The organism is Chitinophaga arvensicola, assembly GCF_900110835.1.
GTDB classification, from domain to species: Bacteria; Bacteroidota; Bacteroidia; order Chitinophagales; family Chitinophagaceae; genus Chitinophaga; species Chitinophaga arvensicola.
Genome location: NZ_FOJG01000001.1, coordinates 580,188 through 603,367, shown reverse-complemented (window position 1 = coordinate 603,367; position 23,180 = coordinate 580,188). Strand labels below are relative to the sequence as shown.

Annotated in this window: 18 protein-coding genes; 10 read left to right on the top strand and 8 right to left on the bottom strand. The window is 45.8% G+C overall.

Going from position 1 to position 23,180, the window contains the following annotated elements; genetic code table 11:
* Window positions 1-112: 112 nt before the first annotated feature.
* The 3 genes from BMW79_RS02600 to BMW79_RS02590 all read left to right on the top strand — a co-directional run bounded on the left by BMW79_RS02600 (window position 113) and on the right by BMW79_RS02590 (window position 7,922).
* Window positions 113-3,280, top strand: coding sequence for a TonB-dependent receptor (locus tag BMW79_RS02600; RefSeq protein ID WP_218150271.1), 3,168 nt, complete (start codon window positions 113-115; stop codon window positions 3,278-3,280).
* Window positions 3,281-3,302: 22 nt separating this feature from the next.
* Complete coding sequence (locus tag BMW79_RS02595) at window positions 3,303-4,784, top strand: RagB/SusD family nutrient uptake outer membrane protein (protein ID WP_089890145.1); 1,482 nt, start codon at window positions 3,303-3,305, stop codon at window positions 4,782-4,784.
* Window positions 4,785-4,901: 117 nt separating this feature from the next.
* Window positions 4,902-7,922 (top strand): glycoside hydrolase domain-containing protein, encoded by a 3,021-nt coding sequence (locus BMW79_RS02590; RefSeq protein ID WP_245752355.1) that lies wholly within the window; start codon window positions 4,902-4,904, stop codon window positions 7,920-7,922.
* A gap of 65 nt (window positions 7,923-7,987) precedes the next feature.
* On the opposite strand, the gene BMW79_RS02585 is transcribed toward BMW79_RS02590, so the two are convergent.
* Window positions 7,988-8,887, bottom strand: a complete 900-nt coding sequence (locus BMW79_RS02585) for an SMP-30/gluconolactonase/LRE family protein (protein WP_089890142.1) — start codon at window positions 8,885-8,887, stop codon at window positions 7,988-7,990.
* A gap of 189 nt (window positions 8,888-9,076) precedes the next feature.
* On the opposite strand from BMW79_RS02585, the gene BMW79_RS02580 reads away from it, so the two are divergent.
* A complete protein-coding gene (locus BMW79_RS02580) occupies window positions 9,077-10,090 on the top strand; it encodes a nucleoid-associated protein (protein WP_245752354.1) in 1,014 nt (337 codons plus the stop codon).
* 203 nt (window positions 10,091-10,293) lie between these two features.
* Here the strand turns inward: BMW79_RS02580 and BMW79_RS02575 are convergent, their stop codons facing one another.
* The 6 genes from BMW79_RS02575 to radA form a co-directional block, all read right to left on the bottom strand.
* A complete protein-coding gene (locus BMW79_RS02575; RefSeq protein ID WP_089896749.1) occupies window positions 10,294-11,838 on the bottom strand; it encodes a PSP1 domain-containing protein in 1,545 nt (514 codons plus the stop codon).
* A 146-nt stretch (window positions 11,839-11,984) separates the two neighbouring features.
* On the bottom strand, window positions 11,985-13,124 hold the full coding sequence (locus tag BMW79_RS02570; RefSeq protein ID WP_089890137.1) for a DNA polymerase III subunit: 1,140 nt from the start codon (window positions 13,122-13,124) through the stop codon (window positions 11,985-11,987).
* A gap of 32 nt (window positions 13,125-13,156) precedes the next feature.
* Window positions 13,157-13,708: a hypothetical protein gene (locus BMW79_RS02565; RefSeq protein WP_143059051.1), complete on the bottom strand. Its 552-nt coding sequence runs from the start codon at window positions 13,706-13,708 to the stop codon at window positions 13,157-13,159.
* A 117-nt stretch (window positions 13,709-13,825) separates the two neighbouring features.
* Window positions 13,826-14,347 carry a glutathione peroxidase gene (locus BMW79_RS02560; RefSeq protein WP_089890133.1) on the bottom strand — a complete coding sequence of 174 codons (522 nt, stop codon included), beginning with the start codon at window positions 14,345-14,347 and terminating at the stop codon, window positions 13,826-13,828.
* 175 nt (window positions 14,348-14,522) lie between these two features.
* Window positions 14,523-15,212 carry a ComF family protein gene (locus tag BMW79_RS02555; RefSeq protein ID WP_089890131.1) on the bottom strand — a complete coding sequence of 230 codons (690 nt, stop codon included), beginning with the start codon at window positions 15,210-15,212 and terminating at the stop codon, window positions 14,523-14,525.
* Window positions 15,213-15,224: 12 nt separating this feature from the next.
* The gene (gene radA / locus BMW79_RS02550) at window positions 15,225-16,601 is read right to left on the bottom strand and encodes a DNA repair protein RadA (protein ID WP_089890129.1); all 1,377 of its coding nucleotides are present in this window, start codon (window positions 16,599-16,601) and stop codon (window positions 15,225-15,227) included.
* A gap of 561 nt (window positions 16,602-17,162) precedes the next feature.
* On the opposite strand from radA, the gene BMW79_RS02545 reads away from it, so the two are divergent.
* The 6 genes from BMW79_RS02545 (at window position 17,163) to pyrH (ending at window position 21,959) form a co-directional block, all read left to right on the top strand.
* Window positions 17,163-17,855, top strand: coding sequence for a zinc metallopeptidase (locus BMW79_RS02545; RefSeq protein WP_089890126.1), 693 nt, complete (start codon window positions 17,163-17,165; stop codon window positions 17,853-17,855).
* A 296-nt stretch (window positions 17,856-18,151) separates the two neighbouring features.
* Window positions 18,152-18,595 (top strand): 50S ribosomal protein L13, encoded by a 444-nt coding sequence (gene rplM, locus BMW79_RS02540; protein WP_089890123.1) that lies wholly within the window; start codon window positions 18,152-18,154, stop codon window positions 18,593-18,595.
* Window positions 18,596-18,609: 14 nt separating this feature from the next.
* A complete protein-coding gene (gene rpsI / locus BMW79_RS02535) occupies window positions 18,610-18,999 on the top strand; it encodes a 30S ribosomal protein S9 (protein ID WP_089890120.1) in 390 nt (129 codons plus the stop codon).
* Between the two features lie 92 nt (window positions 19,000-19,091).
* Window positions 19,092-20,090 (top strand): 30S ribosomal protein S2, encoded by a 999-nt coding sequence (gene rpsB / locus BMW79_RS02530; protein ID WP_089890118.1) that lies wholly within the window; start codon window positions 19,092-19,094, stop codon window positions 20,088-20,090.
* A 130-nt stretch (window positions 20,091-20,220) separates the two neighbouring features.
* Complete coding sequence (gene tsf / locus BMW79_RS02525; RefSeq protein WP_089890115.1) at window positions 20,221-21,045, top strand: translation elongation factor Ts; 825 nt, start codon at window positions 20,221-20,223, stop codon at window positions 21,043-21,045.
* A 200-nt stretch (window positions 21,046-21,245) separates the two neighbouring features.
* Window positions 21,246-21,959: a UMP kinase gene (pyrH, locus tag BMW79_RS02520; RefSeq protein ID WP_089890113.1), complete on the top strand. Its 714-nt coding sequence runs from the start codon at window positions 21,246-21,248 to the stop codon at window positions 21,957-21,959.
* Window positions 21,960-22,039: 80 nt separating this feature from the next.
* Here the strand turns inward: pyrH and BMW79_RS02515 are convergent, their stop codons facing one another.
* Window positions 22,040-23,155: a DUF3298 and DUF4163 domain-containing protein gene (locus BMW79_RS02515; RefSeq protein WP_089890111.1), complete on the bottom strand. Its 1,116-nt coding sequence runs from the start codon at window positions 23,153-23,155 to the stop codon at window positions 22,040-22,042.
* Window positions 23,156-23,180 lie beyond the last annotated feature (25 nt).

The window sequence follows — 23,180 nt, the reverse complement described above, 5'->3', positions numbered from 1 at the left end:
CTTTGCGACGGGCACTCACCGTAATTATTCGTTTAACTAAAATCTATACAAGTTTATGAAATCCACTGCAAACCTGGGGGCATTTTTTTGCCCCGGGCGAAAATTATTGCTCATGATGAAATTGACGGGTCTGCTGATTTTCGGAGGTTTTTTACAGGTATCCGCAAACGCTTATGCGCAGGATAAAATAAAAGAACTGCATGCTGAAAATAAAAGCGTGAAGGAGGTATTTAAACTCATCGAAAACAACAGCAATTATCGCTTCTTCTACAACGAAAATTTCACTGACCTGAATAAGGAAGTGACCATTGATGTAAAAGATAAAAAAATCAACGACGTGCTGAAGGAATTGTTCAACAGTTCCAACGTTACTTACCGCGTGCTGGAAAATAACCTGGTGGTGATTACTCCTGCTGGCGCCGCACAGGTGAAGGTAACCGGTTATGTTACGGATGCTGCTACCAAAGATCCGTTGCCCGGTGTAACGATCACCATCGAAGGCAGCAACACCGGCGCTGTAACCGATGCTACCGGTAAGTTTACCATCCAGGTGCCTTCTGAAAACAGTGTGCTGATATTTTCCTATATGGGATACCTGCAACAGAAAATAAGCATCGGCGGCCGCCAGGAATTGAATGTGAAACTGGAAGCAGATACCAAGAAACTGGAAGAAGTAGTAGTAATGGGTTACACCACCACTACCACCAAAAACCTGACAGGTGCTGCCCAGGCAGTAAGCGGCGCTAAACTGAAAGATGTAACTGCCAGCAGCATGGACAAAATGCTCCAAGGTAAAGTGAGCGGCGTATTTGTAGGTAACACTTCCGGCGATCCGGCTTCCGCTCCGGTGATCCGTATCCGTGGTAACGGAACCCTTACTGCGGGCAATTCTCCGCTGGTTGTGGTAGATGGTATCATTGGCGGTTTACCCAACCCAAGCGATATTGAAAGCGTTACCATCCTGAAAGATGCAGCTGCTACTACGTTGTATGGCGCCCGCGCTGCTAATGGTGTAATGGTGATCACCACCAAAAGAGGTAAAGCCGGTAAAACACAGGTGAATTTCCGCACCAACGTAGGAACCGCACAACTCAACACCGGTCGTTTTCACCTGATGAACGGCACCGACTTATACGACCTCGAAAAAGGTGCAGGAGCCACGCTGGACCCATCTCTCCGGAATATAAATACCAACTGGCAGAAACAGGCCTTTCAGAACGCCACAAATCAGAACTACGAATTATCGACCAGTGGTGGTAATGAAAAAACAAAATTCTATCTCGGTGGAAACTACTATAAAGAAGATGGTATCCTGAAAGGTACTGGTGTAGAGCGTTTCAGCGCCCGCCTGAACCTGGATCATAATATCACCGACAAGTTCCGTGTAAGCGCCAACTTTGCCGGTACACAAACTTCTGACCACGACAACTCCAATGGTTCCCTCTATCAGTATTACACCAACCTGCCATGGGACGCGGCTTACGATGCTCAGGGCAAACCGGTGAATCCGCTGAATGCGGCCAATTGGTATGGCCGGGATATGACCAATTTCCTCTACGACCAACAGTATAACTATATCAAAAACAAACGGCAGTCGCTCGAAGCACTGGTGAAACTGGAGTATGATATCACCAAATGGTTATCCTTCAGTTCTACCAACCGTGCACAATACTATCACTACAACCAGGAAAGTAATGGTGATGTGAGAACATCTTCCGGCGCCGATGATCGCGGTAATTTATACAACTATTACCAGGATTCCGCCAGCTATATCAGCTCCAACCTGTTAAAAGCAAGGTATACGATTAATAAAGTGCATAACATCGACGGACTGGTGGGCGCTGAGTTCCAGCAGGCTAATCTGAACGATATCAATGCAAAAGGTAAAGGTGTGCTGCAGGGAGTGAACGTACTGGATGGCACTTCTTCCCCGATGGCCATAGGTGGTACCAAAATAGACAGGGCGTTTAATTCCTACTTTATTCAGGCGAACTATAACTATAATTATAAATATTACTTCACCTCTTCCTTCAGAAGAGACGGCTCATCCAAGTTTGGCGCTAACCAGCAGTATGGTAACTTCTATGCGTTTGGTGCCTCCTGGGCAGTATCGGAAGAAAACTTTATCAAACAGATCAAAGCCATTACCAATTTGAAGGTACGCGCCAGTTACGGTACTACCGGTAATGCGGAGATCGGTGATTATGCGGCTATCGGCGCTTATTCCATCAATACACAATACAACGGTTATCCGGGTGCTTACCAGAGCATTTACGGTGTACCAAATCTCTCCTGGGAAAAAGCATATAATACCAACTTCGGTATCGACCTGGGATTATTCAACCGGATTAACCTGACCGTGGAATTATACCAGAAGGATAACAAAGACCTGTTGTTCAATGTACCGTTGCCTGGAACTGCCGGCTACAACTACATTTCACAGAATGTAGGTTCTGTGCGTAACAAAGGCCTGGAAATTAACCTGAGTACCGATAACCTGGTAGGTGCATTTAAATGGAGCACTGATTTCAATATCGGGTTCAACAAGAACCGCGTTACCGAACTGTATGGCGGTCAGGATCACATCGTAGATCCGATCAGTGGTTATTTCATTCTGCAGAAAGGCCAGGACATGCGCAGTTTCTATATGCGCAAATGGGCCGGGGTAGATGCTGCCAACGGAGACCCGCTGTGGGAAAAACTGGTGACCGATGCCAATGGTAAGGTAACAAAAACCACTACCAACAACTACAACGACGCCTCTTTACAGATTGTGGGTTCCGCTTCACCAAAGTTCTTTGGTGGTATGCGTAATACGTTTTCCTATAAAAACTTCCAGCTGAGTGCCTTCCTGGCCTTTGTTTCCGGCAATGATGTGTATAACAGTACCCGTGAACTGATGGACAACGACGGCGCGTATTATACCTACAATATGATGCAGCTGGATAAAGACTGGAGCCGCTGGGAAAAGCCTGGTGATAATGCTACGCATCCAAAGTACACCATCAAAGGAAATAAGAATTCACAAAAAACCTCTTCCCGTTTCCTGGAAGACGGTAGCTACCTGCGTTTAAGAAACGTAAACCTGAGTTATGCGCTGCCTAAGGCCTGGCTGGACCGCGCGCATATTGGAAACGCCAGAATTTCTATTGGCGGTGATAACCTGTGGACATTAACCAAATTCTCTGGTCTGGATCCGGAAGTAGATGATCGTGGTATCAACTACATAAAGTATCCAACCAGTACCAAATGGTTTGCAGGCCTTGAAATTAATTTTTAACAGGAGCTAAAAAGAGATGATCATGAAACACGTGTCAAAATATTTTGCAGGGCTGGTGCTGTTATCTATGGCTACTTCCTGTTCCCTGAAAAAAGATCCATATAGTGCTGTTCCGGATGATAACATCCTGAAAGATGAAACCAAGTGGCCGGCAGCCACCGCTGGTAATTATGCGTTGCTGAAGGAAGAAAATTTCACCCGCAATTACTGGCAGATGGGAGAGTTCCCAAGTGATGATGTAGCCCTGAGCGGCGCTACCACCGATGCTTTGTTCTATTCTTACACCTATGGTCACCTCACCAACCAGGCCAATACCGGCCAGATCTGGAAGATGGGATACAAAGCCATCAACGGTTGTAATAAACTGCTGGAAGTAATGCCGGAAGGTAAATCTGCTGCGGTAAACGAAATGATCGGAGAAAACCTGTTCATCCGTGCGTTTGTGCATTTTGGTTTAGTGAGATCTTTCGGGCGTCCTTACTCCCAGAGTCCTGAAACCAATCCAGGTATACCCGTAGTTACTAAGTTCGACATAACGGCTATGCCTAAACGCAATACCGTGAAAGAAGTGTATACGCAGATAGTGGCCGATCTGAAGAAAGGGAAAGACCTGATGGACAATTCCAATACCAACAGCTATGCCACCAGATCCGGTGCCATGGCTTTACTGGCAAGGGTGTACCTTTACATGGGCATGAATGATTCTGCCCGCATATACGCCGACTCCGTGATCACTTCCGGACAATACTCACTGGTGGCTACTTCCGATCTCCCAGGTTATTATACCAAGACCAATGAGAATAACAAGGAAACCATCTTCGCTATTCATCACACCCTGCAGGACGACCGTACCTGGAGTTCTATCGGCTCTATGTATTATATGTCGCCCGGTGGTATGGGGTATGGGGAAATGTATGCGTCTCAGTCGTACCTCGATCTGCTTCACAAACACCCGGAAGACGCCCGTAATGGCTTTGTACAGGCAGTGTACCTGAAGGGCAGCGACGGAAAGGATTCTGTAAACGCCGGTGGCCAGAAAGTAATGGCTTCCCGCAACGGTGTACCGAAATGGTATGTACTGAAGTTCTCCAACCAGGACAATGTACCTACGCTGAGTTCCCCCGTGGTCCTGCGTTTGGCAGAAATGTACCTGATCCGGGCAGAAGCTAATGCGAAGCTGAATAACGCCGCCGCAGCCATCGATGACGTAAACATCATCCGTAAAAGAGCCGGTTTAAGCGGCACGGCGCTGTTCACAGTGTCCGACCTGCATGGCTATGCTTCCGTACTGGATGTAGTCCTGGACGAACGCCGCCTGGAACTGGCCTTTGAAACACACCGCGTATTCGATCTGTTCCGCAACAACCGGAATGTATACCGGAATTATCCGGGTGTACAAACCAACCCGCAAACAATATCCTACACAGATGCCCGGGTGGTGCACTTTATTCCCGAACAGGAAATATTGCTGGATCCAAACCTGACGCAAAATCCGCTTCAATAAATTATCCGCTAAAAGCCCCGTTCAACGGGGCTTTTGCATTTATAAAATATTCCGGAAAAGAAACCGCAACAATAGTAAATTTATAACCGGTGAACATTTAAAAAATTATTATCCTTCATGTATCAGACAAACCACCATTCCCGCTACTTCAGGAAAGGGTTGCTGCTGGCAGGATTTACTTTCAGTTTCCTGACCGCCGCACTTGCACAGGAAGTGAAGTATACCAACGGCAACAACAACTGGAACGCAGATTCTCTCGGTAACCACCGGGCGGTTGTTACGTTTAACGGCGCTACCCGCGTGGCCCGCGTAGTCATCCCCTGGCGCCGCCGCGATGAACATCCCGAACTGAAACGCATCATTGTACAGGATGCAAAAACAAAGCAAAAGATCAACAATGTAAAAACGTTGGTCCTTAACCGGGAACAGGGAGATCTCTGTTTTGAACCTGTTTCAGGGAAAGGCGACTACTATATTTATTACCTGCCTTCTAAAAATGAAGGCCGCGACAACTATCCCAAAGGTGTATACCTGGCGCCGGAGCAAACCGCAGATAACAGCTGGTTGCAATCTATCCCCGCTGGTATGAAACCCAATGCTACCGTAAAGGAACTGGAATCCATCGATTCCTTTAATACCTTTTACCCGATGGAAGTGATTGCCACGGCTGCAGAAGAAAAACAGCTGCTGCTGAAACATCCGGGTGCAGGATATATGGTGTTTCCGGAAGACCGGGAGTTTCCCATAAAAATGACGGAAGACCTGCCACAGCGCTGGATTAAGAAAGGACCTTCCCAGGCCTTCTCCGGCGAAGCCGGTAAAGGAGAATACTACGCTTTCCAGCTCGGGATCTATGCCCGTCATGATATGAAAGACGTGCAGATTTCCTTTGCAGACCTGAAAACGGCCACCGGACAAACTATTCCGGCCGCGCAGTTAAACTGTATCAATACACACGGTACCACCTACGATGCAAAGCCATTTACCGCAACAGTGAATATTCCGGAAGGAAAAATACAGGCCATGTGGTGTGGAGTGGATGTTCCGGAAAACGCTGTAGCCGGCGTGTATAAAGGGATTGCTACTATCAGTGCGCAAGGTATGCCCGCTATGCCGGTAAGACTCACACTCACGGTAATGAATAAACCGGTAGTGAACAGCGGCTTTAATGAACCCTGGAAACAAACCCGCCTGAAGTGGCTGAACTCCACGCTGGCACAGGACAATTCTGTAATTGCCCCTTATACGCCACTGGAAAGAAAAGACAGCGTGATCAGTTTGCTGGGCCGCAAAGTAGGCATCAATAAAGATGGCTTCCCCGCTCAGATCCAGACGTTCTTTACACCGGAAATGACTACACTGGCTACCCAGCCGAAGAATATTTTTACAGAACCGGTACATTTCCATTTCACCTCTGCCGCTACCGGCAAGGATCTTACCTGGAAAAGCAACGGCTGGCAGGTAACCTCCCAGGAGGCAGGAAAAATCAGCTGGAAAGCAGTGAATACCACTACCGGCCTGGAAATGGAAGTCAATGCTGCTCTCGAATTCGATGGCTTCCTCGACTATACTGTGAAAGTAACCGCTCTGGAAGATGTGTCGTTGAAAGAAATTACCATGCACCTTCCTTTCGACAAAGGCGCCGCCAAATACATGATGGGCCTGAATCAGAAAGGTGGACTGCGTCCGGAAAAGATCGACTGGAAATGGAATGTGAAAAATAAAAACCAGGATGGCGCCTGGATCGGTGATGTAAATGCCGGTATCCAGTTTAATCTCCGGGATGAAAACTATGTACGCCCGCTGAATACCAACTTCTATCTCCAGAAACCTTTACTGTTGCCCACTTCCTGGGGTAATGGCGATAAAGGCGGTATTACCATCGGGGAGAAAGGAAAGGCTATACTGGTAAACAGTTACAGCGGGGAGAGGACCCTGCATAAAGGCGAGGTGTTGTATTATAACTTCCACCTCATCATTACGCCGTTCCATACCATTAATACGGACTTCCAGTGGTCTACCCGTTTTTATCATAAATACAATAACCTTGACAGCATCAAGGCTACCGGCGCTACTGTGGTGAATATCCATCATGGCAACGATATTAATCCGTGGATCAATTATCCTTTTATCGAAACCAAAAAGATGAAGGATTATATTGATGAAGCACATCAGAAAGGTTTAAAAGTAAAGATCTATAATACCGTCAGGGAGTTGTCGAACCATGCGTGGGAAACCTTCCCGCTGCGTAGTCTTGGGCATGAAGTATACAGTCCGGGTAAGGGTGGTGGCTTCTCCTGGCTGCAGGAACATGTAGGCCAGGATTACATCGCCGCCTGGTTTGTACCCGAATTCAAGGATGCCGCCATCATTAACAGTGGCATGAATCGCTGGCATAATTACTACGTGGAAGGCATGAACTGGCTGGTGCAAAACGTAGGTATCGATGGCATTTACCTCGATGATGTGGCGTTTGACCGGGTAACCATGAAGCGTGTAAAACGTGTGCTTACGAAGGATAACCATCCCGGTATCATTGATCTGCATTCCGCTAATCAGTATAATAAATCCGATGGATTTATCAACAGTGCGGTACTGTATATGGAGCATTTCCCTTACCTGAACAGGCTTTGGTTCGGTGAATACTTCGACTATGAAAAGAATGATCCTGATTTTTTCCTCACGGAAGTAAGTGGTATTCCGTTTGGTTTGATGGGCGAAATGCTGCAAGATGGCGGTAATCAATGGCGGGGCATGGTGTATGGCATGACTAACCGTATGCCCTGGACAGCTACTTCAGATCCGCGTCCTATCTGGAAAGTATGGGATGACTTTGGCATGCAGGGTACGAAGATGGTGGGATACTGGGTAGATAATAACCCGGTGAAAACCAATAATCCGTTGGTGCCGGCTACTATTTACCGGAAGGACGGTGCGGTGCTGGTATCGATCGCCAGCTGGGCGGCGGAGAACACTACAGTGAAACTGACCATCGACTGGAAAGCACTGGGCATAGATCCTGCGAAAGCGGTGATAACGGCGCCGGATATACGGAACTTTCAGCGTGGGCAGGTATTTGGCAAGGAGGCCAGTATTCCTGTGGAGAAGAATAAAGGCTGGCTGTTAATTATTAAATAAGCTGTTTAAAATAGAAGCGGGCCACCGGTAGTTTACTGGTGGCCCGCTTTTTATTTATAGAAAATTTAGAAATGTTTTCCGGGTACGGCTACACGGAATGTTTCCACGCATTTGCGGTCCTGGAGGGTAACGTACACGGTTTGGCCGTCTTTATCTCCAAACACCAGGTTGCTGCATTGTTTTCCTTTGAGCGGTACTTCCCGGATCAGTTTCCCGGCGGGCGACAGTACCGCGATCACACCTTTTCCCCATCTGGCCACGTAAAGGTTACCTACTTTATCGCATTTCATACCATCGAACCCGTAGTCGGGGAAGGAGGCGAATAAGGTTTTCCGGGAGATGTTGCCCGCCTTGTCTACCTTATATTTCCAGATTTTGCGCTGAACGCTTTCATTCACATAGAGTGTTTTTTCGTCGGGGCTCAGTTCAATACCATTGGTGGTACCCATGTTTGTTTCCAGGAGTACCGGGGTGCGGTTAGCGTCTATGCGCCAGATCTGGCCGGTGTTGTTGGCCCATTTTGGATCGGAAACATAGATCTGATCTTTGCGGTTGATACACAGATCATTGGGTTGATTGAACTGATCAGAGTGGACATATACGCTGACCTTTTTTGTTTTCATATCGATGGTGAGCACATTGTGCCAGATGAAATCCGGCAGGAACATGGCGCCTTTGCTGTTGAAGTGGATACCGTTGGCAACGCTGCTATCGGGCAGGGTAACGAATATTTCGCCGGCGCCGGTTCTGGTATTTATCTTCCCGATAGTACCATCCTGTTTAAAATTCACCACATAGAAATTGCCGGCTTTGTCAAAGTTAGGTCCTTCGATATTGGAGGAGAACATATTTTCTGCGGTCAGATCCCGGGCTTCATACAGGGGGCGATCGGCGTTTTTTTGCTGGGCGATTACCGGAAGTCCCCATCCAGCCATCATTGTGAGCAGGCAGATATATTTTCTCATGTTCATTTTTTTTTGAAACTTTAAATTAAGGAACTATTCCAGATTTTTCAGCGTATATGGATGGAAGGGAGTCTCTGTAATGAAATTATCAAGAAATAATTACAGGCCAAAACGGTTCTGCGGCCTGTCAACTAATTTATTAATTTTGCGCCCATGATCCATGTTTCGGAGTTTAAAGATTTGGCGCATTTGACGATACATAAGGTAGGTAACTCCTCTAATGATGAGCCCCTGCTGTGTTCCAAGGCGCCGTTGCAGCTGGAGGATGAAACGATCAGCCAGTTATTATTGACTTATTTTATTCAGCCATTTGCCAAAACTGCCGAGTATTTCCGATTCCGTCATGACGCAGATCTGCAATTGAATGAAATATTTCAATATTGTCGCCGTATATTTACAGACCAAAATGAATTTCAGGAGCAGTCGGTCAATATTGCCAAACATCTATATAAACATTCCACCCATCCAAAAATAAAAGGGGGGGAGCTCTATATAGCCTACTTTAGCAAGTGCCAGGTAGATGGAGAAGAAGTGGAGGCTATCGGCATTTTTAAGTCAGAGAACCGCGATACCTATTTAAAAGTATTTCTGGCAGACGAAAATTATCAGGTTAATTACGAAGACGGTATAAATATTAATAAGCTGGACAAAGGTTGTCTGGTTTTTAATACAGAGGAGGAAGATGGTTTCAAAGTATCTATCATAGATACGAACAAACAAACCGAGGCGGTGTACTGGAAGGATGCCTTTTTACAGGTACAGCGCAGGGAAGATAGCTACCATCAGACTGAAACTGCAGTGGACATGTGTAAGCAGTTTATACACAACAAACTGCCAACAGAGTATGAGATGGACAGAGTGGATCAGGTAGATCTGTTAAATAAATCGGCCGCTTATTTCAAGGAAAAAGAACAATTCCAGCTGGATGATTTTGCGAAAGAAGTATTGGGTCATCCCGACGCGATAGCATCATTTAAAGAGTACCGGAATGAATATGCGGATCATTTCCAGCAAGATATCCCTGACGAATTTGAAATATCTGCACCTGCTGTCAAGAAGCAGCAGAAAGTATTTAAAAGCATTCTGAAACTTGATCGTAATTTTCATGTATATATTCATGGCAACCGTGAGATGATTGAGCGCGGTTTTGATGAAGCTACTAACATGAACTATTATAAACTCCTATTTGAAAATGAAGCGTAGGTCCGTGTAATAGTCAGTAGGGGCGCCTTGTGTGATTGATTTTGTGAAGAGATAGAAAAGAAGAAATATTTAAAGTTTTCTCATAAGCAAAAACCAATTGTTAACAAAGGCTGCCTCGTCTGGGCGGCCTTTTATTTTATAGGAAACGATGGTATAACACCAACAAAAAAGACAACCAGGATGGTTGTCTTTTTTGTTTTTATTTATTGTCCTTTTTCAGGATTGTTGTTCTTGTTAGGATTTGGCGGCCGGTGTTTATGCCGGGGTGGGCGTCTGTCCTGTTTGGGGGCTCCCGGATTGCCTCCTTGTTGGCCGGGTTGTGCAGGCTGTTGTCCCGGTTGTTTCTGGGATGCCTGTCTTGGTCCCTGTTCTGAACGCGGTGGCTGTTGCTCGTTACGGGGTTGTTGTTCACGACCCTGTTTTGGCTGGCCTCCACCCTGACCTTGCTGCCGTTGCTGGCGGTTGTCTGGTTTGGGTTTGCGGTCGGAAGGGGGGCGGTTTTCCGGTCTTTGACCTTGTGGTCTGCCTTCGGATCTCTGGGAACCCTGGGCCTGCGCCTGTTTAGGTTCGCCGCGTTCTCCTCCGCGTTCACCACGCTCTCCGCCTTTCTGTTGTTTTTGTTTGTCCTTGTCTTTCTGCTTACGTTTCTGTGCCGTTTTTTCGAGAGATTTCAGACTGATCAGTCCTACCACATCTGCGTATCCGAGATCCGCTTCTTTTGGTTTGGCTGTCACCACTTCTACTGGTTTCAGGTCTTCAGGCTTAATACCCTGCCTGTTGAGCTGGCGTATTTCCTTTGCCCTGGAAATAGTGAGTGGATACTGTTTGTTACTGCCTTCGTAGGAATACCACATGAGGCTTTTGAAGATATCCCTTTTCTGCAGGTGGGCAACGCCGCCTGCTGTTTCGATGTTATCTGCATCGTCGGGGAAGTCTTTCAGTGCATCGAGGTAGGTATCCAGCTCGTAGTTCAGGCAGCATTTCAAACGACCGCATTGTCCGGATAGCTTGGCCTGGTTGATAGACAGGTTCTGGTATCTGGCAGCGGTGGTATTTACGCTTTTGAAATCAGACAGCCACGTGGAGCAACAAAGCTCCCTGCCGCAACTGCCGATGCCACCTACTTTTCCGGCTTCCTGGCGGGCGCCTATCTGGCGCATTTCCACCTTGGCCCTGAATTCAGAGGCATATACTTTGATTAATTCTCTAAAATCAACGCGATCATCTGCGGTGTAGAAGAAGGTGGCTTTACGGCCATCGGCCTGTATCTCCACTTCTGCGAGTTTCATTTCAAGTCCGAGGTTACGGGCAAGTGCTCTTGATTTGATGAGCGCTTCCTTCTCGCGGGACTTGTTGTCATTCATTCGCTGCAGGTCGTCGTTAGTTGAACGGCGTAGAACTTTTTTTACTTCGGGTGTGTCTTCCGCGCGTCGCTTCTTCATTTGTAGTTTTACCAGTTCGCCTGTCAGGCTCACGGTGCCAACGTCAAATCCGCTGATTCCTTCTACTGTTACCATTTCTCCTTTATCGAAGAATTGCTTGGTAACGTTGCGGAAAAAGTCTTTGCGGCTGCCATTGTTAAAACTTACCTCTATAATGTCAAATGGTGCTAAGCTATCACCAAGGGGAATATTGGATAACCAGTCAAATACATTCAGTCTGTTACAACCTCCTGTGCTGCATCCTCCATTACTCTTGCATCCTGACGGCTTCCCATCCACACCCGTACCACATCCGGCACAAGCCATATTATTAATTAGTTTAAATTTTATAAATAAGCATTTCAGGTTATTCCAGTTCTTCAAAATACGTTTTTCCTTTCAGAAAAACAAAAGGCCGGAAGCAGCAAAGATAGGGAAAAGCCGCTGATAAGCCCCGCAGGATGCAGGGGCTATTATATAACTGGTAAAGGTTTCTTTTTAAATATATATTGCAGCTTGAGGGACAGGGCATGAAATAGCATCTTTCCGTTGGCGTTACGCTCAATATAATAACTGGCGTTGTTCAGCGCTTCGGTTATTTCCTGCATCTGGTCGAGGTTAGCCAGTTTGGCCAGCTTGGCGGCAAAGTCCATTTCCTCTGTGGAAAATGCGAGGAGGCTTTTGTCGAGGTATTGCAACCTGATGGTATGTTCCAGTAGATTAATAAAGTAACGCAGGAATTGTTTCTGGTTTTCCCGGCCGGTTTTGGCACTGGATATTCCTTCAATCCATTCCTGCAGGGCAACACGGTTGCCGGTAAACAGGTGATTGAGCCAGCTGCGGAGTAACTCATGATAATCGTCGTCGGAGTGCTGCAACAGGAATAGTGCTTCCCGGTAATTGCCTGCTGTGATGGTGGCCATTTGTTGCGCTTTGGCAGTGGGTACATGACTTCGCTGTTCCAGCGCGGTCACCATATCTTCCTTTGTCAGCGGGTTTATTTTGATCAGATGTGTTCTGGATAAAATGGTGGCCAGGATCTGCTCCTGGTTCTCAGCTATCAGGATAAATAAGGTATTCCGTGGAGGTTCTTCAATCAATTTCAATAGGCGGTTGCCCTCATTGCCCAGGTATTCTGGCATCCACATCACCAATATTTTATAGCCACTTTCAAAACTTTTCAGGTTCAATTTGTGGATAATGTCCTGACACTCAGTAGCAGTTATATTTCCCTGCTTGTTTTCTGCACCAATAAACTGAAGCCAGTCGTAGGCATTACCATAAGGATTGGTGGTAACAAATTCACGCCATTCACTGATGTAATCCGTACTCACAGGTTTATCACCCGTTTTGCGTGGAATAACCGGGTAAGAATAGTGGATGTCAGGATGAACAAACTGGGAAGCTTTGGCGCAGGCAGCGCATTGTCCGCAGGCGCCTTGTTCCTGTTTGTTTTCACAAACAAGGTATTGAGTGAAGGCCAGGCCCAGTGGCAAACCGCCTGCTCCTTCCGGAGCCAGCAGTATCATGGCATGACTAAGCCGGTTATGCTGAACGGATTGAATAAGCTGTTGCTTCACATCCCCTTGTCCTATGATATCAGAAAAAAGCATGGGCGCAAGATAGTAAAAAGGGGGCTAATCATTTATTGAAGAGACAGATAACAGGCATTATCGAAGGTGCCGCTACTGACGATCTTTTTAGCATTATCTGTAAAATAAAAGTTGCCGGATACAGTTTGTGTCCGGAGATTGATTTTGCGTATCGTTACACTGGAGGAATCCGTTGTGAGAAAATCGAATTGGCCGGCCGCGTTCTTAAGCGCCATCGCTACAAGCCCACCTGAAAGATGTTGCTGACGGCTAAAAATATAGGTTTTCAGCTTAAGACTATCGTTTAGCAGGCCTGCATCTTCATACATGCCGTCTGTAACATTGAGTACAATCTTAAAGGAATCGGATACCGTTTCCAGGCTCAGAAATTTGAGCCCGCCGGTATCTGTCCGCTCTCTGAATAACAGGCTTCTGCTGAAATTCATGGGCGTACTCCGGTTGTCAATAGAGGCAAGCATCTGCATACCCGGGCAGGAAATAGAAGGACCATCTACATCCTGCTGACAAGCCGGGAAAAGAAATAAAATACAAAGCAACGCCATTACAGGCAGTGCATGAACTGTGTGTGGGGTGTAGTGTTTCATGAATACGGTTACGCATTGTGTATGAATAACAGGATACCTACGTAAACGGATATACGTTTACATAGGTACCTGCAAATTTCTTTATACACAAAGTTGACGACAGGTAAGAAAAAAGAACTACTTCTCGATAGCCGCAATTACCTCGGCAGACTCAGGTTGGGTTTTGGGCGAAAACACCGCTACCAGGTTTCCTTTCTCATCCAGCAGATATTTCTGGAAGTTCCAGGTTACTTCAGCTGGCTCCATGTGTTTCGCTTTGCTTTGTTCCAGCAACCATTTGTACAGTGGGTGTATATCGGCGCCTTTCACAGAAATTTTGGCGGCCATCGGAAAAGTAACTGCATATTTCTTTGTGCAGAATTCCTGAATTTCCTTGTTGCTGCCAGGTTCCTGTGAACCGAAGTTATTGGCAGGAAAACCGATGATCACCAGCTTTCCTTCATATTTTTTGTAGAGTTTTTCGAGGCCTTCGTATTGCGGGGTGTTACCGCACATAGAAGCAGTATTGACAATCAATACTTTCTTTCCTTTGTACTTGGAGAAATCGATCTTTCCTCCGTCTACGGCATCTACTTTAAAATCATACAGATGGGAAGATGCAAAGAGCATCACAATTGATAATATGGCTAATCTGAACATATGCGATTTTTATAAAGTCTGATTTAAAACAATAGTTTAATGGCTCTACTTGTAAAGTTAGCATTCCCTTACTAAAAATAGGTAAGATTTTCCAGCTTTTAATTATTCACATCCGGTAACTGGAATTCCGCTGCAAAGTCGGGTGGCAGGCGATGGCTCCCGGATGTCACTGCTGTCAGCTCCAGGCATAGGCAAGACAACAGACACTGACCCTGGCGCCGGCTTTTTGCAGCACATTACAACAGGCCTCGGTAGTGGCTCCCGTGGTAATCACGTCATCCACCAGCAATACGTGTAAACCGCCGGAAAGGTTGCCGGAGATACTAAAGACATGTGCTACATTCTGCCACCGGTCTGTTCGCCCTTTTTTTGTTTGGGTGGCGGTGAAGTGTTCCCGGCGTAGGGTAGCCGGCGATACCGGTAAAGGAATCACAGCCGCAATACCCCTGGCCAGCAACGTTGCCTGGTTATAGCCACGTTGCTTTTCCTTGCGGGCATTCAGGGGAACGGGTACCAGCAGATCAATGTCTTTGATCCAGGAGCTTTCCTGTAACTGGTAGCCGGTCTGTTTACCGAGCCAGGTGGCAATGTCCGGACGCTGATGGTACTTGAACCGGTGAATCAGCTGTTGTAAGCCGGACGACTGGTTATAATAATAAGTAGCGCTGGCCTGTTGCAGGGGTATTCTTCCCCGGAACACCTGTGCTACAGGATTATCGGGATAGCGCTGGAAATGGGTGAGGGGTAGGGCCTGCGCGCAACGCAGACATAACAATTCATCTGCCTGATGAAGATCAGTACCGCATAGTTCACAGCAATGCGGATAAAACAGATGAACCAGTGGGGTTAACAAACTGGTCAGCATATATACGTGTATTTAGAATAAGCGCTGGTATACTTCCTCCACTCTTCCTACTGCAATTACTTCAATATGGAATTTACTGAAATCAATTCCTTTTTTGTTGTACCGTGAAATAAATATTTTTTCAAAGCCGAGCTTCTCTGCTTCTGCGATTCTCTGTTCAATACGGTTCACCGCTCTTATCTCACCACTCAGACCTACTTCTCCCGAAAAACAGATTTTAGGGGAAATGGCATTGTCTTCATAAGAAGAAAGCAAGGCGCATAACACCGCCAGGTCGATGGCCGGATCTTCCACCCGGATACCGCCGGCAATGTTGAGAAATACATCTTTTACGCCAAAGTGAAAGCCACCTCTTTTTTCGAGTACAGCCAGCAGCAATTGTAACCTGCGAAGATCGAAACCAGTAGCCGTGCGTTGTGGTGTGCCGTAAACAGATTGAGTAACGAGTGCCTGTACTTCTACCAGTAGTGGGCGCATCCCTTCCATCGTAGCAGAGATGGCAACACCGCTGAGCAGATCTTCCCGTTGGGAGATCAGTATTTCGGAAGGGTTGGTCACCTGTCTGAGGCCTGTACCCGTCATTTCATAAATGCCCAGTTCGGCGGTAGAGCCAAACCGGTTTTTGATCGTGCGCAGGATGCGGTAGGCATAATGCTGATCGCCTTCGAACTGTAAAACCGTGTCCACCATGTGTTCCAGCACTTTTGGGCCGGCTATGGAGCCATCTTTTGTGATATGCCCGATGAGGAAAACAGGGGTATTACTTTCCTTGGCGAAGCGTTGTAATTCGGCGGTAGTTTCCCTGATCTGTGATACACTTCCGGGAGCAGATTCTATAAATGGGGAATGCAGTGTTTGAATGGAATCGACAATGACCAGTTGGGGTTGTAATTTTTTTATTTCCTGGAAAATTGTCTGTGTGGAAGTTTCTGTGAGCAGATAGAATTGTTCGTTGGAATTCTGGATGCGGTCTGCCCGCATTTTTATCTGTTGTTCACTTTCTTCTCCACTGATATAAAGTGTTTTGATATGCTTCAGTTGTAATGCATTCTGAAGGAAGAGCGTCGATTTTCCGATGCCGGGTTCTCCACCCACCAATACGAGGGAACCCGCTACTATACCGCCTCCCAGCACTCTGTTCAATTCGTTGTCAGGGGTAAGTATTCTTTCTTCGTCTTTGGTAACTACTTCAGAAAGATTGATAATTTTTTGTGTTCTGGGAGAAGGGGAATCATTATTTTTCCAGTCTTGTTGTTTTTGAGGAATGTCTTTTTGCACTCTTTCTTCGACAAACGTATTCCATTCTCCGCAACTCGGACATTTTCCATTCCATTTAGCTGATTCGTATCCACAATTCTGACAGAAAAAAGCGGTTCTGATTTTACTCATAATTTTTATAAAGAAGATGCATACAAAGTAAACGGTTTTAAACTTTACTTCGGGTGAAATGATAAAAAGAGAAGGTGTAAAAAAGGAGGGAAGAAGGTATAAAAAGAGAAAAGAGCCAAACGGAAGATTCCGCTGACTCTTTCTACTTACTAACCCATTAAATTCAGGTCTAAATTACAAAATGGCTTCAGAATAAAAAAGTTTATTTAATTGATGTGAATAACTTTTGGGGTATTTGCCTGATCTGAGAAAGTGGCTGCCATCGCTTGTTTCAGCCCTTGTTTTTATCTAATATTACTTTCATTGGAGGCTCGTAAAATGTTGATAAATAGGGTTGATGTTGATGATTTTTGTATATTAAAAAAATCTAATAGTAAGTATATTTTTAAATGACAAACAGGCGCTTTTCGCGTTAAAAAAATATTTTTTAGGACATAATGGCAGTGTTAAATTTATAATCCGGAGACAAAAAGAAGGGATGGCAGTCAAGTGCTAAATATAACTTAAAAGGGGGGCTCTGGTGAGATATTTGTTGCATAAGATGACTTAACTTTAAATAATATGACACCTGGAATCATGTTTTTATCGCTGATTTTTGTGGGGATCAGCCTGCTTGTAAGCCAAGTGCTCAAGAGTAAGTTCAGGGCTTACAGTGAAATACCCACCTCTTCCGGTCTGACCGGTAAGCAGATTGCGGAAAAAATGCTGAAGGATAACCAGATTTATGGCGTACAGGTACGTGAAACGGAAGGATTTCTGTCGGATCACTACAATCCGGCCGATAAAACGGTAAATCTGAGCCCGGATGTATATAACGGCGCCAATGTAGCGGCGGCAGCGGTGGCAGCGCACGAATGCGGCCATGCGGTGCAGCATGCGGCGGCCTATCCCTGGCTGGGGCTCCGTTCCCGGTTAGTTCCTATTGTACAGGTCAGTTCAAATATCGTTTCATGGGTGCTGCTGGGCGGTATCCTGCTTATAAATACGTTCCCGCAGCTATTGCTGGGGGGGATTATCCTTTTTGCGATAACAACGCTGTTTTCGGTAGTAACGCTGCCAGTGGAGTTCGACGCTTCCCGCAGGGCGCTGGCATGGCTGGATAACACTACTATTATGCAGCGGAGTGAGCATGACAAGGCGAAGAATGCGCTCTGGTGGGCTGCCATGACCTATGTAGTGGCTGCACTTGCTTCCATAGCTACCCTGGTGCAATATGTATTAATATATATGGCAGGTAGCAGAAACCGGAATTAACCCCGGGGCCGGCAGAAAAAGTCGTTTTTACATACTTATATAAATAAAAGGCGGCCCGGGCTGCCTTTTTTATTTGATTTCCAGTATGCAGATATATTAAGAAAAGCAGTTATTAACCGGCTTTGCCATTGCTGTTAATAACTTTTATACAAATTTTTTATTGAAAATCAATCTGTTGCAAAGGTGTCCTGTAAAAAAGTGCCCAAAATGTATGGTTATTAAGATTGAGCAATGTACCTTTGCACTCCTCATAATGGGGAATTGTTTACAAGACGTAATTTTTATCGTATACAACAATGAATACATTAAGTTTCAGAACTAAATCGGCTAACGACGCTTACGTAAAGCGTGACTGGCATATAGTAGATGCTACCAACCTGACACTCGGAAGAGTTGCTGCTAAGATGGCTGCTATCCTGAGAGGTAAAAACAAGCCTTACTATACGCCTCATACTGATTGTGGTGATTATATCATCGTAATCAACGCAGAAAAGATTGCCCTGAGCGGTAATAAAATGCAGGAGAAAGAATACATGCACTACACTGGTTTCCCAGGTGGTCAGAGAATCGAGTTGGCTAAGGACCTGATCCGTCGCCGTCCTGAGGTATTGATCGAAAAGGCTGTTAAAGGTATGTTGCCTAAAAACCGTCTGGGCCGTGCCATGTACAAAAAATTATTTGTATATGCTGGTGCTGAACATCCTCATGCTGCGCAGAAACCACAACCATTAACTTTCTAATTTTTCTCTGATACATGGAAAAGCAAAAAAATACAATAGGTCGTCGTAAGGAAGCTGTTGCCCGTGTTTACATCAACAAGGGTACCGGTAACATTACTGTTAACGACAAAGATTATAAAAACTACTTTTCTTTGATCTACCTGCAGAATCAGGTGGAGCTGCCTTTCAAAACGATCGATGCACTCGATAAATTTGATGTGAAAGTGAATGCACAGGGCGGTGGTATCAAAGGTCAGGCAGAAGCTATTAAACTGGGTATTGCCCGTGCTTTATGCGAAGTGAACATTGAGTTCCGTCCCGCACTGAAAGCTGCAGGTCTGCTGAAACGTGATCCACGTGGAGTTGAACGTAAGAAACCAGGTAAAGCGAAAGCAAGAAGAAGCTTCCAGTTCTCTAAACGCTAATTTTTTTGAGCTATTGGCCGTTAGCTCCGGGCTAATTCGCCGGATGCTAAAAGCTAAACATTATTTGATCCTTTTAATTGAGCAATATAAACATGGAAAATAATACCTCATTGCAGCAGCAGTTACTGGAGGCAGGTGTTCACTTCGGTCACCTGAAGAAAAAGTGGAATCCCAAGATGCTGCCTTATATTTTCGCAGAAAAGAAAGGTATTCATATCATTGATCTGAACAAAACCGTAGAAGGATTACAGGAAGCAGCAGCTGCCCTGAAATCTATCGCAAAGAGCGGTAAAAAGATCATGTTCGTTGCTACTAAAAAGCAGGCGAAAGAAATCGTAGCAGATGCTGCGCGTAACATCAACATGCCTTTCGTTACTGAAAGATGGTTAGGTGGTATGCTTACTAACTTCTCTACCATCCGTAAGAGTGTAAAGAAAATGCAGAGCATTGAAAAAATGCTGCAGGACGGTACATTCGATAACATCACTAAGAAAGAACGTCTTACTTTAAGCCGCGATAAAGAGAAAATGGAGAAAGTGCTGGGTGGTATTGCCCAACTGGCACGTGTACCAGCAGCGCTGTTTATGGTTGATATCAGCCACGAACACATTGCACTGGCAGAAGCTAAGCGTCTGGGTATCTCTACCTTCGGTATGGTAGATACTAACTCTGATCCTACTAAAGTAGATTTCGCTATTCCTGCGAATGACGATGCTACCAAATCTATCGCTATCATCACCAGCTACATCTGCGCAGCTATCGCTGAAGGTCTTTCTGAAAGAGCTACAGAGAAATCTGAAGAAGTAGAGGAAGAAGAAGAAGCAGACGACAAAGGACGCAAGTTCGATGTTGAAGGCGGCGAAGATCGCGAAAGAGGTCGTAAACCAGGTGCACCAGGTGGTGGACGTGGTCCAGGCGGCCCAGGCGGTGCTAACCGTGGTGGCGGCGGCCGTGGTCCTGGTGGCCAGGGCGGTGGCGCTAACCGTGGCGGTGGCGGTCGTGGTCCAGGCGGTGGAGCAGCAGGCGGACAACGTCGTCCATCTGGTGCCGGCAGCAACAGCGGTCCTAGAAAACCAGGCGGCGGAAGATAATATCATTATACTTTAAGCTGATTAGCCTTTAGCAGTTACACCTTTCAGGTTATAACAGCTAGAGGCTAATGGTTAAAAGTCCGATTAGTAATAGCAATAACTTTTACAACAATTAAACTAATTATAGCTCATGGCAACAATTACAGCAGCTGATGTAAATAAACTGCGTCAGCAAACTGGTGCTGGTATGATGGATTGCAGAAAGGCACTGGTAGAAAGTGATGGCGATTTTGAAAAAGCAGTAGACTACCTGCGTAAGAAAGGTCAGAAAGTGGCCGCTTTACGTTCCGATCGTGAAACCAAAGAAGGCGTTATCATCGCTAAAACAGCAGCAGATGGTAAATCCGGCGTTATCGTGGGTCTGGGTTGTGAAACTGACTTCGTTGCTAAAAACGAAGATTTCGTAAAATTTGCACAGTCTATCGTTGATCTGGCACTCTCCAGCGGTATCAAAACCGTTGAAGAACTGAACGCAGCTCCACTGGATGGTGCTACCGTTGCTGATAAAGTAAACGATCAGGTAGCAAAAATCGGTGAGAAAATCAACCTCAATAAATTCGAATTCGTTGAAGCTGGTAGCGTAACCGCTTACATTCACGGTAACTTCCGTATGGGTGTACTGGTTGCTTTCTCTAAACCTGTTTCTGAAGAAGTAGGCAAAGATATCGCAATGCAGATCGCAGCTATGAACCCAATTGCAGTTGATGCAGACGGTGTTCCTGCTGAACTGATCGCACGCGAAAAAGAAATCGCTGTTGAACAGGTGAAAGCTGAAGGCAAACCTGCTGAAATGGCGGAGAAAATTGCTGCCGGTAAAGTAAATAAATTCTTCAAAGAAAGCACCCTGCTGCCACAGGCTTTCGTGAAAGACTCCAACAAGTCTGTAGCGGATTACCTGAAGTCTGTAGATGCTGACCTGAAAGTGGTAAGCTTTAAGCGAATCGCTTTAGGTTAAGAAAAACATATCAAAAAAAAGGAGAGAATTCGTTTCTCTCCTTTTTTTTGTGCATAACTAACTATACACTTAAACACACAGTAACCAGGCTTCCGAAAAGGCATTTTTTTCTTCCTTTCCTCCTTTCTGCATTTAAGTTGTATATTAGAATACCGTAATCAGTATTAGGAAATCACAATCTTACAATATTTTATAGCGTCATGTTGCCAAAGTATAAGCGTATTTTGCTCAAATTGAGCGGTGAGGCCCTCATGGGGGATGCAAATTATGGTATTGATCCGAAGGTGATAACTCAGTATGCCTACGATATTAAGGCAGTTACCGACCTGGGCGTCCAGGTAGCCATCGTTATCGGTGGGGGCAATATCTATCGCGGAATGAATGAAGCCGAAACCGGTATCGAAAGAGCACAGGGTGATTACATGGGAATGCTGGCAACCGTGATCAACGGGATGGCATTACAGAGCGGATTGGAAAAAGTTGGACTCTACACCCGGCTTCAGTCTGCCATAAAAATGGAACAGATCGCAGAACCTTACATCCGCCGCCGCGCTATCCGTCACGTGGAAAAAGGTCGTGTCGTTATATTTGGTGGAGGAACCGGTAACCCGTACTTCACTACCGATACCGCCGCCTCTTTACGCGCTATCGAAATCCAGGCAGATGTTATCCTCAAAGGAACCCGTGTAGATGGTATCTATACTGCAGATCCAGAAAAGGATAAAACGGCTACCCGCTACGAAACCATTACCTTCTCAGAAGTATACCAGAAATCACTCAATGTAATGGATATGACAGCCTTTACCCTTTGCCAGGAAAATAAGCTGCCTATCATCGTATTTGATATGAACCGTCAGGGCAACCTTCTGAACGTTATCATGGGTAAAAATGTAGGTACCCTCGTAAAAGGATAATTTGTAGCGCTCCGCTAACAACATAAAAAAGCAGCGATGATCATAATCAATGATCATCGCTGCTTTTTTTGTGCCCATGCCTACTTCAATATACCCTTCATCTCTGTAAACGGCACAAACAATGTTACCTGCCCCAGTGCATATGGTCCAATTTCATAAGGAACATAACTGAAGGCAACACCTTTGCCAGTTACTATCATATTGTTATTGGGAGGGATGGTTTTTACCAGCAGATTCTGATCCAGCGCTTCTTCTTCACTCATGTGATAACGTGCTTTAAAAGCCTTGTCCAGCAGCCCGCTCAATACCTCTTTATAACCGGGTTTAAAAATATCTTCTGGTGTCAATACCCTGCGCTTAGCCAGGTCCAGTGTTTTGTAGCTCGCGCCCCAGTTGCCATGCGCTCCACCGGTAAAATCATACGCATATTTTTCTATCACCAGCAAAGGCCAGGTATTGTACACCACTTTCATATCGTTGTCGGTAGTCCAGTTCCAGGAGAGGGCCGTGCTGTTGTCATTGAATTCGCTGCTGTCCGCATCTTTGGCCGACAAGCGATAACTCAGGATAAAGGAATCGATACCCTTTCTCAGGAATTTTTGCGGATCGGGATAACGGCTGCTGCCGGTCACCTGCTCAATAATAAAGCGGGCAACGGTGCTATCCACCAGGGAATCCGGCCATATGATGCTATTGGAAACAGTGCCCACCGGCGATTTGGTAACATTGGCCAGCAGGCGGGCAGAATCGATCTGGTAGAATACTTTCAGCGGAACGGCGTTTTTCAGATCGGTCGATAATTCAAAATGATACGAAGTGCCATCGCCATGCCATACCCCCTTAAATTTTCCATCGTCAGAAAAGTAACCACTGAACAACCGGTCTTCTGTGCTGTTATTGGTTTCTTCGTAGATGTTTACCAGGGAAGAATCCAGGGTGCCCCATAAAGCGATGGGCTGGCCGGTACTATCGTCGCTATAATAGCCACGAAACAGGTGAGGCGCGGTTTTGAGCAATTGCATGGTAATATCTCTGCTACCTATTTTTCCTTTTAGTTGTGTATAAAACAGGGGGGCAGAAGCCAATGGTACAATTATATCAGCAGTATTCGCCGGTGCGTTGGAGTGGTTGTTGCTGGAGTTACAGGAAAGCAGCGCAACAGTGATGACGAGTACCAGTAATGAAATTCTTTTCATAGTATGATTTATATCAGGTACCTCA

Coding starts and splice junctions, on each gene's coding strand:
- BMW79_RS02570 (WP_089890137.1), bottom strand. CDS start 13,124: ATGCTTTTTTCTGATATCATAGGACAAGGGGATGTGAAGCAACAGCTT.
- tsf (WP_089890115.1), top strand. CDS start 20,221: ATGGCAACAATTACAGCAGCTGATGTAAATAAACTGCGTCAGCAAACT.
- rpsI (WP_089890120.1), top strand. CDS start 18,610: ATGGAAAAGCAAAAAAATACAATAGGTCGTCGTAAGGAAGCTGTTGCC.
- rplM (WP_089890123.1), top strand. CDS start 18,152: ATGAATACATTAAGTTTCAGAACTAAATCGGCTAACGACGCTTACGTA.
- rpsB (WP_089890118.1), top strand. CDS start 19,092: ATGGAAAATAATACCTCATTGCAGCAGCAGTTACTGGAGGCAGGTGTT.
- BMW79_RS02555 (WP_089890131.1), bottom strand. CDS start 15,212: ATGCTGACCAGTTTGTTAACCCCACTGGTTCATCTGTTTTATCCGCAT.
- pyrH (WP_089890113.1), top strand. CDS start 21,246: ATGTTGCCAAAGTATAAGCGTATTTTGCTCAAATTGAGCGGTGAGGCC.
- BMW79_RS02595 (WP_089890145.1), top strand. CDS start 3,303: ATGAAACACGTGTCAAAATATTTTGCAGGGCTGGTGCTGTTATCTATG.
- BMW79_RS02590 (WP_245752355.1), top strand. CDS start 4,902: ATGTATCAGACAAACCACCATTCCCGCTACTTCAGGAAAGGGTTGCTG.
- BMW79_RS02585 (WP_089890142.1), bottom strand. CDS start 8,887: ATGAGAAAATATATCTGCCTGCTCACAATGATGGCTGGATGGGGACTT.
- radA (WP_089890129.1), bottom strand. CDS start 16,601: ATGAGTAAAATCAGAACCGCTTTTTTCTGTCAGAATTGTGGATACGAA.
- BMW79_RS02600 (WP_218150271.1), top strand. CDS start 113: ATGATGAAATTGACGGGTCTGCTGATTTTCGGAGGTTTTTTACAGGTA.
- BMW79_RS02560 (WP_089890133.1), bottom strand. CDS start 14,347: ATGTTCAGATTAGCCATATTATCAATTGTGATGCTCTTTGCATCTTCC.
- BMW79_RS02515 (WP_089890111.1), bottom strand. CDS start 23,155: ATGAAAAGAATTTCATTACTGGTACTCGTCATCACTGTTGCGCTGCTT.
- BMW79_RS02545 (WP_089890126.1), top strand. CDS start 17,163: ATGACACCTGGAATCATGTTTTTATCGCTGATTTTTGTGGGGATCAGC.
- BMW79_RS02575 (WP_089896749.1), bottom strand. CDS start 11,838: ATGGCTTGTGCCGGATGTGGTACGGGTGTGGATGGGAAGCCGTCAGGA.
- BMW79_RS02565 (WP_143059051.1), bottom strand. CDS start 13,708: ATGAAACACTACACCCCACACACAGTTCATGCACTGCCTGTAATGGCG.